The organism is Vagococcus fluvialis bH819 (genome assembly GCF_900163795.1).
Classification (GTDB): domain Bacteria; phylum Bacillota; class Bacilli; order Lactobacillales; family Vagococcaceae; genus Vagococcus; species Vagococcus fluvialis_A.
The window spans coordinates 78,700-87,660 of sequence record NZ_FWFD01000018.1; the positions used below are offsets into that span (position 1 = coordinate 78,700).

Here is an 8,961-nt window from a genome sequence, read left to right on the forward strand (position 1 = left end):
TTGAATAGTGGAAAAATTGTTAAAGTATCTGGTCCTTTAGTTCTTGCCAGTGGCATGTCAGATGCAAACATTCAAGATATATGTCATGTAGGTGATAACCAATTAGTAGGTGAAATCATCGAGATGCGTGAAGACGTAGCATCTATCCAAGTATATGAAGAAACATCAGGCATTGGACCTGGTGAACCAGTTGTGACAACTAAAGAACCCCTTGTGGTAGAACTTGGGCCAGGAGTTATGTCACAAATGTTTGATGGGATACAACGTCCTTTAAAAACATTCCAAGAGACAACTCAAAGTAATTACTTAAAAAGAGGAGTTCATATTCCGGCTCTAAATCGAGAAAAAGTTTGGACATTTAATCCTTTAGTTGAAGTAGGAGATACACTAACAACTGGAGATTTCATTGGTAGTGTTGAAGAAACAGCATCAGTGAGTCATAAAATCATGGTCCCCCACCAAGTAACAGGTGTGGTAAAAGAGATTAAATCTGGTGAATTTACTATTGATGAAATAGTTTGCGTGATTGAAACAGACAGTGGTCTAAAAGAATTAACGATGCTACAAAAATGGCCAGTAAGAAAAGCGCGTCCGATTTCAGAAAAAGTTTACCCAACAGATCCTTTAATTACTGGACAACGAGTGATTGATACGTTCTTCCCAGTAGCAAAAGGTGGAGCTGCAGCTGTTCCAGGTCCTTTTGGGGCAGGTAAAACAGTGGTTCAACATCAGATTGCTAAATGGAGTGATGTGGATATTGTTGTTTATGTTGGATGTGGTGAACGTGGTAACGAGATGACTGACGTTATTAATGAATTCCCAGAGTTAATCGATCCAAACACAGGTGAGTCTTTAATGGCTAGAACAATCTTAATTGCCAATACCTCTAATATGCCAGTGGCTGCTCGTGAAGCATCTATTTATACAGGTATTACAATTGCAGAATACTTTAGAGATATGGGATACTCTGTTGCGATTATGGCAGATTCAACTTCTCGTTGGGCAGAGGCTCTAAGAGAAATGAGTGGTCGTTTAGAAGAGATGCCAGGAGACGAAGGTTATCCAGCATATCTAGGAAGTCGTTTAGCGGAATATTACGAACGTGCAGGTAAAGTGGTTACTTTAGGAACTAATAAACGTGAAGGAAGTATTACAGCTATTGGTGCCGTATCACCTCCAGGAGGAGATACATCAGAACCCGTTACTCAAAATACATTGCGAATTGTTAAAGTATTCTGGGGCTTAGACTCGACATTGGCTCAAAAACGTCACTTTCCTTCTATTAACTGGTTGTCTTCTTATTCTCTTTATCTAGAAGAAATGGGGAGTAAGATGGATGATCTTTTAAACAAAGATTGGTCAAGCCTTGTAAAAGAAGCGATGCGTATTTTACAAGAAGAATCTAAACTAGAAGAAATCGTTCGACTAGTGGGATTAGATACGTTGTCTGATAAAGATAAGTTAACTTTAGAAGTAGCTAAATCAATTCGTGAAGACTATTTACAACAAAATGCCTTTGACGAAGTCGATACGTTCAGTTCAAGAGAGAAACAATTTAAAATGTTAGATACGATTCTTTCTTTAGGTGTAGAAGGTAATAGAGCTCTTAATCTAGGAGCTTACTTCAAAGAGTTAATGACAAGTACAAAAGAAACGAGAGATTTAGTAGCTAGAATGAAATATCTACCAGAGTCTGAGATTGAAAAAATTGATGACATTAAAGAAGAGTTGAAACAGGTGATTCAACAACTATTAGAGAAAGGGGGAGAGGGTAATCATGCGTAAAGAATACAAAACGATTAAAGAGGCAGTCGGTCCGTTAATGCTTGTGGATAAAGTAACCGATGTTAAATTCGATGAACTGGTGGAAATCAGAATGCAAAACGGTGAATTACGCCGTGGTCAAGTATTAGAAATTACAGAGGACAAGGCGTTAGTTCAGTTATTTGAAGGAACAAGTAGTATTAATATTAGAGACTCAAAAGTTCGATTCTTAGGTAACTCCTTAACTCTAGGTGTATCAGAAGGTATGCTAGGTCGAGTATTTGATGGATTAGGTAACCCAAAAGATGGTGGAGCTAAGATATTAGCGGAATCTCATTTAGATGTTAACGGTGAAGCGATTAATCCCATGGCTAGAGATTATCCAGATGAGTTTATCCAAACAGGTATTTCATCCATTGATCATTTAAATACATTAGTTAGAGGACAAAAATTACCGATATTTTCTGGCTCAGGACTTCCTCATAAAGAATTAGCTGCTCAAATCGCTAGACAAGCAAGTGTTTTAAACAGTGATGAAAAATTTGCAGTGGTATTTGCGGCTATTGGTATTACGTTTGAAGAAGCGAATTATTTCATGAATGACTTCAAAAAAACAGGAGCAATTGACCGTTCAGTAATGTTTGTCAATCTAGCTAATGATCCTGCGATTGAAAGAATTGCCACACCTAAAATGGCTTTAACAACAGCGGAATATTTAGCTTATGAAAAAGGGATGCATGTGTTAGTTATTATGACGGACATGACGAATTATTGTGAAGCATTAAGAGAAGTATCTGCTGCAAGACGTGAAGTTCCAGGTAGACGTGGCTATCCAGGTTATCTTTATACTAATCTTTCTACGTTGTATGAGCGAGCAGGACGTATTACAGGGTTAGATGGATCGGTGACACAAATACCTATATTAACGATGCCTGAAGATGATAAAACGCATCCAATTCCCGATTTAACAGGTTATATTACAGAGGGACAAATTATTTTATCCCGTGAACTAGATAAGAGTGGTATCCAACCACCAATTGACGTTCTCCCTTCATTGTCTCGTTTAAAAGATAAAGGAACTGGAGAAGGTAAAACAAGAAAAGATCATGCCGCAACGATGAATCAGCTCTTTGCAGCATATGCTCAAGGAAAACAAGCAAAAGAATTAGCTGTTGTTTTAGGTGAGTCAGCTCTGTCTGAAGAAGATTTAATCTATGCTAAGTTTGCAGAAGAATTTGAATTTAAATACGTGAACCAAGGATTTACAACGAATCGAAATATTGAAGAAACTTTAGAATTATCTTGGGAATTACTATCTATGTTACCAAGAACAGAACTAAAAAGAATTAAAGACGATATGCTAGATGAATTTCTTCCTGAAAGGTAGTGAGATAACATGGTGAGGTTAAACGTCAATCCAACACGTATGGAATTAACGAAATTAAATAGTCGTTTATCAACTGCTACTAAAGGATACAAATTATTAAAAGATAAGCAAGATGAATTAATGCGTCGCTTCATTCTTTTAGCAAAAGAAACAAATGAACTAAGGGATAAAGTAGAAGCTGAATTAGTAGATTCAATGCAAGCGGTCATGTTAGCAAACGCAACAATTCATGAAGCCTTTATTGAAGAGATATTTGCCATACCGGCTGAAGAAGTTGAATTAGATATTGTATTAAAGAATATTTTAAGTGTGGATATTCCAAGTATGATGTTCTCATATGACGAGTCCCTTGACACAAACTCTTTAAATTACGGTTATTTGAATTCAAACGAAGAGTTGGATGAAGCGATTAATAAATTAATTCAAGTATTGCCAGATTTACTTAAACTGACAGAACAAGAAAAAGCGTGTCAGTTAATGTCAGATGAAATCGAGAAAACAAGACGTCGTGTTAATGCATTAGATTCCTTGACGATTCCTCAACTAGAAGAAACGATTAAATTTATCAAAATGAAGTTAGAGGAAAATGAACGATCTAATATCACCAGATTGATTAAAGTTAAAAATATGAATAAGTCATAAGTAAACAGAAGAAATGGGGAATTAGAAAAAATGAAAAGTAATTATAAAAATATTTTAGTTGGTATTGATGGTTCGGAAGAATCAGAAAAGGCGTTTTTAAAAGCGAAAGAAATTGCAAAAAATAATGAAGCTGAACTAGTTATTGCTTGGATAAATACAGAGTTGGAGAGAAGGATTCCTGGAGAAGAATTATCTGATCGAGAAGAATTAATTTATAGTAGATACGTATCAGTTAAGGAAGCTGAGGCCAAAAATGATGGCGTAAAGAAAGTCATTTCTGTAGTTATGACTGGTGAACCGAAAAAATATTTATCTAAAGTAATACCTCAAAAATTTAATAGTGACTTGATAATATTGGGGGCAACTTCAACTAATATAGTAAGAAATATACTAATAGGATCAACAGCAAAATATGTAGTTAAAAATTCGAAGTGTTCTGTTCTTATTGTAAAATAGACTCCTATATAAATTAACGTTTACATCACTAAATTCTTGCAAATGACTCAATAGAATGCTTAATTACATAAAGAATCGTGTATATAGGAAAATCGTTTGCCATTTAACTTGAAACATTGAATTTCCTGTATCTTGAAATTTTTTAAACTATATTAATTAGATTGAGAGACTAAGAATTTTTTCATGTTTTCTTCGTTAGAGGACCGCCCTTTTATTTTCCAAAATCTTATTAAAATTTTTAGTTAAACTTGTTATAAAAAGTGAGTGTAGTAGGATGCACTAGCAAATTCTACTTTTTTGAATTCTCTGATTAAATATTTTTTTAACTATCACTGTTGATAGTTATTGAATTTAAAAATAGTTAATCTTAGTTAATTTATAACTATTAAATCAGAAAAGGATCTTAGAACTATTTTGAGAGCCTTAAATCAGTTCAAAAAGAATAAATTACATTGAATTTCTTATTGAAATTGTAATTCTATTTCAACTATTAATTTGATTAATGAGCAAGATAAGGTGTATGTATTCTGTTAATTTTAAAGATACCTTCTAATTAAGTACCAGAATAAAAAGAGTATTCTTTCAATACAGTGAATCAGTCAATAAATTATTTTTTTAAAATTTTCTTTAATGGATATATTATTTTACTAGGCTATTTTTTTAGTTACACTGTTTATGTTTAGCATAGGTTTATTATTAGGGGGGGTAGTACCCAATTTAAAAATAGCCAGTATTTGGGCAAGTATACTCTATTTCTCAATACTTATTTTTCTGGCGTAACCCTTCCTTTAAGGATTTACCAATATTTATTCAAAAAGCAGTTAGTGTTTTACCCTTGAAACAAGGAGTAAAACTACTGAAAATATTATCTCAAGAATATCTAAATCAATCATCTTGGCTACCTATAATGGTATTAACTACAGTAATGATTGTTTGTGGAGTTATTAGTATTAAAACTTTCAAATGGGCTTAATCAGTATCAAAAAAGCACTCGGAATAATTAAATATTCTGAGTGCTTTTTGTCAATATTATTTATTTAACTTATATTTTCAGTCGTTTATCTGCAGTTAAGGACTTAAAGAATTGAATAGTCATTAAAATAATGATAAAAACAAATGGAAATGAGGATAAGACTGATACTGCTTGTAGAGCCTCTAATCCTCCAGCATATAATAAAATAATAGCAATGATATTCGTAATATCAGCAACTTTTTTTCGTTTTTCTTCTTTAAACAGATAAACAACACTTTCACTAATTAATGCTAGTCTATTGTGTCTAAAAGTATTATAAGCAATGATTAGACCTAAAAATGCATACAGTGACCAAGGTTGTAAGCCCCAATGAAAAAAAGTGTAGTTCATGGATGCTCTAGCATTTCGAACGAAATTATCTGAAGCGATAGCAGGTTCATGTAGGTGCATAATAGGTTCTGAAACCCCCAAAAAAATGAGGCCAATTCCCATTCCAGAACTAAACAACATGGCAATCCATGAAATATAGCCAAATTGGGGTTCGTCCTTTTCTTTTCCTAATTTAATATCTCCGTACTTTGAAAACATTAAAAATAGGCATAAAATAATAAACGACAGCATTAACAGAGTATATAGCCAACCAAATTCGTTTGATATAAATCTTTGAGCTTTGCTTGTTATTTCTTCTAGTGAAAATATACCGAGTAGTGATTCTGGTAAGATTCCCTATACTGTAAATGCTATACAAATAAAAATAAAAATAGAAATAAAATATACTTTATACTTACTATTCCAAAAAATCGCTCCTTGTATTATTCTTAAAAATAAACTTTTTATAAAAGTTTCGTTAAAAAGTATATCATAAGTTTATTAAACAATAAGGAGTACATCATCTTTATCGGAAATTCTCATTATAGTCTAATATAGTTTACTGTGTAAGAACTTAGTGTTAGATGCAAAAATTTTATTGATCATTGGCTATATATTTTTATCAAAAAAAACAAATAAACTATTTTTTTAATAGCTTATTTGGTATCAACTTAAATAGAATTTCCCATTGAAATGGCGATTCTATTCCAACTATTAATCTGATTAATGAGCAAAATAAGGTCTATATATTCTGTATCAGAGTAAAACTGACGAATTTGCTTATATAAGGTATCAGATACTCGTTTTGTTGAGATATTCGTAACGTGTTCAGCCAATTTTAAAGCCACTTTCTCAGCATCGGAATAAAAGGAGCATTCTTCCCAGGCGTTTAGTCCGTAAATTCGTTCTTCGGTTTCTCCTGCTTTTCTAGCATCTAAAGCATGTGTATTGATACAGAAAGCACATTTATTAATTTGTGATATTCGTATTTTTATTAGTTCTTTTAACTTAGCATTTAATGCCACTTCTGAAAGATACTTCTCAGTTTGTAACATATTCTTTAAACCTTTAGGTGCTACTTTGTAGTAATCTATTCGTTGTGTCATAATTAAATACCCTCCTAATTGTGTTAGTTAAATTATAACTAATAAAGATACTTATAGCTATTATAATGCACGATATCATTATTCTTCTTAAAAAATTTAAATGTTGTGTATGTCGTTAAATCATATCTATTATTTTACGTTACATTTAAACTTTCATTATTCGATTAACTACTTTAAAATATACTAATGAAAGGATGAAATCATGAATACATACAATAAAAAAGATAATCCATTTCTAGTGAAAATTAATAGTGAATTACATTTTAACATCGAGGATATTATTATTCTGATTTGTTCTATTTTTATTGCATCTATTGGTTTGAATATGAATTCGACACCAATTGTTATAGGAGCCATGCTTATTTCTCCTCTAATGACTTCTGTGATAGGGATAGGAATTAGTTTGGCTTTTCAAGACACTTCCATTTTAAGAAAATCACTAACCTTACTAGCGCTACAAGTAGTTGTCAGTCTAGTTGTTTCAACGCTATATTTTTCTTTTTCACCACTAACTTATGCGAGTAGTGAAATAATAGCCAGAACAAATCCTACTATCTGGGATGTTGTGATTGCTTTTACAGGAGGAGTAGCTGGTGTAATAGGGTTTAAGAAAAAAACTGCTAACAATATTGTTCCTGGAGTTGCTATTGCTACAGCACTTATGCCGCCTCTTTGTACATTGGGATATGCTATTTCAATTCAGAATATGACTTATATTTTTGGTACGTTCTATTTGTTTGTTATTAATATCTTTTTCATCAGTCTTTCGACATTTATAACTGTTTATATTTTTGAAGCAAAAAATGATAAGCAGATTGATTCAAAAAAAAAGAAATCAACAAATGCAATGTTTATTATCTTGACAATTATTATCATTATACCTAGTATTTATACGGCTTCGTCAATGGTCAAAGATTCATTAAATGAAAATAATTTAAATCGATTTATTGAAAGTGAATTAAAAGACTCACTGATTTTAGAAAAGAAAATCTCAAAAGAAAAAAAGACAATTCATTTAACATTATCAGATACAAGTATCAATGATACTAAATTACAAAGTTTACAGAATAAATTACCAGAATATTATCTAGGTAATATGGATTTAAATATTAAACAAATTACTGAAACAGATAGTTTATCTGGAAAAGAATTAGAACATTTAATTCGACAGCTCATTGATTCAGAAACTTCTGTGAGACCGTCCACCAAGGAAGAACCCCAGGCTCTAGAGGACTTTATTATTGAAAAAAACAAAATAATAAAAACAAACTTTCCAATTGATATTGAAAAATTATATATGAATTCGGAAGTAGCTAGTAATGAAAAACAAATCAAAAACGTACTAACCATAGAACTTAAATCCAATCTTACGAAGAGTTTGGAAAGTGACATAGAAAGCTATGTTTTAGATACTTACGATAATAAGATAGACAATTTATCAATAGTATTTAAGGAATATGGGAATTAGATAAAGCGAGGATTGAAAATGGCTACTTATAATTATCAGACTAATTAAAAAAATAGAAGACTTGGAAAACTTTATCAAACATTGAACTGGAACCAAGTAGGTTTATCTGTAGATGAACTAAAAAATATGGCAATGGGAAGTTGGTATAGCCTCTATGTTTATGATGACCTAACTTTAATTGGAACTGGTCGGATTATTTCTGACGGCATTATCACTGGTTTAATATGTGGTGTTGGAGTGTATCCTTCTTATCAAAATCAAGGGATTGGAAAGGAAATCATTAAAAATCTAATAATTGAATGTGAAAAAAATAAAGTTTTCCCTCAGTTAATGTGTACTAAATCTTTGATACCGTTCTATAAATCTATAGGATTTGAAGAGTTCTAAACAGGAATGACTTATCCTATAGAAAGAGTGGGAAAATAATAATCTGTTATTTAATCCTTAGGTAGATATAATCTGATGTTATTGTTAGTTAAAAATTCAAATAAAAGGGTAAAATAATGAGTTTGTATGATAAATATTATAAAGAAGTAAACTATTTTGGAAATCCATATCCTGAATTAATAAAATATATGAAACAATTACCTAAGGGAACGTTGATTGACTTAGGAGCTGGGCAAGGTCGAGACAGTGTACCTTTATCTCGTATGGGATTTTTAGTTACTTCAGTAGATACTTCGTTAGTGGGATTAGAACAAATAAAATTGGAAGAACCTAAGATAAAAATATTACATAAAACCTGAATAATTCATAGCTTTAATTCTTTGGTACATTTTATTGAAATATGTATCAC

Annotated in this window: 9 protein-coding genes; 7 read left to right on the top strand and 2 right to left on the bottom strand. The window is 31.7% G+C overall.

Features of this window, described 5'->3' with window-relative positions; translation table 11 throughout:
* From FM121_RS13280 to FM121_RS13295, 4 genes are read left to right on the top strand one after another with little or no spacing between them, the layout of a single operon-like run.
* Nucleotides 1-1,785 (top strand): V-type ATP synthase subunit A, encoded by a 1,785-nt coding sequence (locus tag FM121_RS13280; protein ID WP_086952668.1) that lies wholly within the window; start codon nt 1-3, stop codon nt 1,783-1,785.
* Complete coding sequence (locus tag FM121_RS13285; protein ID WP_086952669.1) at nt 1,778-3,151, top strand: V-type ATP synthase subunit B; 1,374 nt, start codon at nt 1,778-1,780, stop codon at nt 3,149-3,151. Before FM121_RS13280 ends, FM121_RS13285 begins: the two co-directional genes overlap by 8 nt.
* A gap of 9 nt (nt 3,152-3,160) precedes the next feature.
* Nucleotides 3,161-3,793 (top strand): V-type ATP synthase subunit D, encoded by a 633-nt coding sequence (locus FM121_RS13290; RefSeq protein ID WP_086952670.1) that lies wholly within the window; start codon nt 3,161-3,163, stop codon nt 3,791-3,793.
* Nucleotides 3,794-3,823: 30 nt separating this feature from the next.
* Nucleotides 3,824-4,249: a universal stress protein gene (locus tag FM121_RS13295; RefSeq protein ID WP_086952671.1), complete on the top strand. Its 426-nt coding sequence runs from the start codon at nt 3,824-3,826 to the stop codon at nt 4,247-4,249.
* A 1,042-nt stretch (nt 4,250-5,291) separates the two neighbouring features.
* Here the strand turns inward: FM121_RS13295 and FM121_RS13300 are convergent.
* Together FM121_RS13300 and FM121_RS13305 are read right to left on the bottom strand one after the other, a co-directional pair.
* Nucleotides 5,292-5,945 (bottom strand): BCCT family transporter, encoded by a 654-nt coding sequence (locus tag FM121_RS13300; protein ID WP_086952672.1) that lies wholly within the window; start codon nt 5,943-5,945, stop codon nt 5,292-5,294.
* A 317-nt stretch (nt 5,946-6,262) separates the two neighbouring features.
* Nucleotides 6,263-6,697: a carboxymuconolactone decarboxylase family protein gene (locus FM121_RS13305; protein WP_086952673.1), complete on the bottom strand. Its 435-nt coding sequence runs from the start codon at nt 6,695-6,697 to the stop codon at nt 6,263-6,265.
* Nucleotides 6,698-6,899: 202 nt separating this feature from the next.
* Here FM121_RS13305 and FM121_RS13310 point away from each other — a divergent pair, with 202 nt between their 5' ends.
* The 3 genes from FM121_RS13310 to FM121_RS13320 all read left to right on the top strand — a co-directional run bounded on the left by FM121_RS13310 (nt 6,900) and on the right by FM121_RS13320 (nt 8,911).
* Nucleotides 6,900-8,165 (top strand): TIGR00341 family protein, encoded by a 1,266-nt coding sequence (locus FM121_RS13310; RefSeq protein WP_086952674.1) that lies wholly within the window; start codon nt 6,900-6,902, stop codon nt 8,163-8,165.
* An 81-nt stretch (nt 8,166-8,246) separates the two neighbouring features.
* Entirely contained in the window at nt 8,247-8,552 is a 306-nt protein-coding gene (locus FM121_RS13315; protein ID WP_206967739.1) for a GNAT family N-acetyltransferase, read from the top strand.
* A 116-nt stretch (nt 8,553-8,668) separates the two neighbouring features.
* Nucleotides 8,669-8,911 carry a hypothetical protein gene (locus FM121_RS13320; protein WP_086952675.1) on the top strand — a complete coding sequence of 81 codons (243 nt, stop codon included), beginning with the start codon at nt 8,669-8,671 and terminating at the stop codon, nt 8,909-8,911.
* Nucleotides 8,912-8,961: the final 50 nt, after the last annotated feature.

Coding starts and splice junctions, on each gene's coding strand:
- FM121_RS13290 (WP_086952670.1), top strand. CDS start 3,161: ATGGTGAGGTTAAACGTCAATCCAACACGTATGGAATTAACGAAATTA.
- FM121_RS13320 (WP_086952675.1), top strand. CDS start 8,669: ATGAGTTTGTATGATAAATATTATAAAGAAGTAAACTATTTTGGAAAT.
- FM121_RS13310 (WP_086952674.1), top strand. CDS start 6,900: ATGAATACATACAATAAAAAAGATAATCCATTTCTAGTGAAAATTAAT.
- FM121_RS13285 (WP_086952669.1), top strand. CDS start 1,778: ATGCGTAAAGAATACAAAACGATTAAAGAGGCAGTCGGTCCGTTAATG.
- FM121_RS13295 (WP_086952671.1), top strand. CDS start 3,824: ATGAAAAGTAATTATAAAAATATTTTAGTTGGTATTGATGGTTCGGAA.
- FM121_RS13305 (WP_086952673.1), bottom strand. CDS start 6,697: ATGACACAACGAATAGATTACTACAAAGTAGCACCTAAAGGTTTAAAG.